The following is a 1,005-nucleotide window of genomic DNA, read 5'->3' as shown; positions in this document are numbered from 1 at the left end:
AGTGGAGTGCGTACCGATCTGGACCAGGCCATGGAATTCTTCGGCTTCACCCGTGCTGAGCTGGAGGCCGAGATTGCCTCCGACATCGCTGCAGGGCGAGCGTGACGGCACATCCCCAGCGGGTCTGCGTGGTTCGACTCACCGAGGATGCCGTTGCCGACCTTCACCGGCTTGGCAAGAAAGACCCCCAGATCGTCCGCACCGTCTTCAAGAAGATGCTGCTCCTGGAACGGTCGCCCAACGCTGGTGAGCCCCTGTTGGGCGCCTTGATTGGTTTTCGCAAACTTGTCGTCGGAGACCGGGACTGGCGCATAGTCTGGCGCCTCACCGCAGACACCGATGGCACACCAATCCTTGACATCTCCGAAATATGGGCCGTGGGCGTCAGATCAGACAGTGAGATCTACGAAGAACTCAAAGCAAGAGTCGCACGAATAGGGGATGACCCCAAGCTTCAACCCCTCAAGGATGTCATTACCCAAATGGGTCGTCTCTACGAATCCGTTGAAGCTGCCACAGAACCCAGCAGGGAATCCACTCTTCCGAGCTGGCTTCAGACCGCCCTCCGCGACCAACTCAACCTGGCCCCGGAAGAAATCTTCACCCTTACCGAACAGCAAGGACAAGAACTGCTGATGGAACACTGGTCCAACCAGCGCAAGGATTAGGCACTGTAGCCGCGTGAGCCAGACTAATTGATCGACAACGATTTCCGGCATTCGGCGATCAAACGATGCAAAAACAAGTGGTGCCGCTTTGGTAGCCCATGTCGTCGGACCGTCGCCAATATTGGCTACCAAAACTCGACGAACCTACCATTAACGTGCCCCACGCCTGGGCATAAAATGGTCACCATGGACAGCAATTTCCACGAGATCAGGCACCACACACGTGGCCCACACCGCCATGATATTGAACCCGATTTTGGACACTGCCACCGGCTCACGGAGAAGTACTCCCCTTTTACTCCCCCTTTTCAACCAAAAACTACGGCAATGAACGACA

The 1,005-nt window shown here is 56.2% G+C and carries 1 protein-coding gene; it reads left to right on the top strand.

Translation table 11 applies throughout. The features are described from left to right. Positions 1–101: 101 nt before the first annotated feature. Positions 102–668 carry a type II toxin-antitoxin system RelE/ParE family toxin gene (locus tag G6035_RS19590; protein WP_176618774.1) on the top strand — a complete coding sequence of 189 codons (567 nt, stop codon included), beginning with the start codon at positions 102–104 and terminating at the stop codon, positions 666–668. Positions 669–1,005 lie beyond the last annotated feature (337 nt).

Source organism: Arthrobacter sp. SDTb3-6, assembly GCF_013376095.1.
Taxonomy (GTDB): Bacteria; Actinomycetota; Actinomycetes; order Actinomycetales; family Micrococcaceae; genus Specibacter.
The sequence above is the reverse complement of the archived record's forward strand: the minus strand, read 5'-3'. Positions and strand labels throughout refer to the sequence as shown.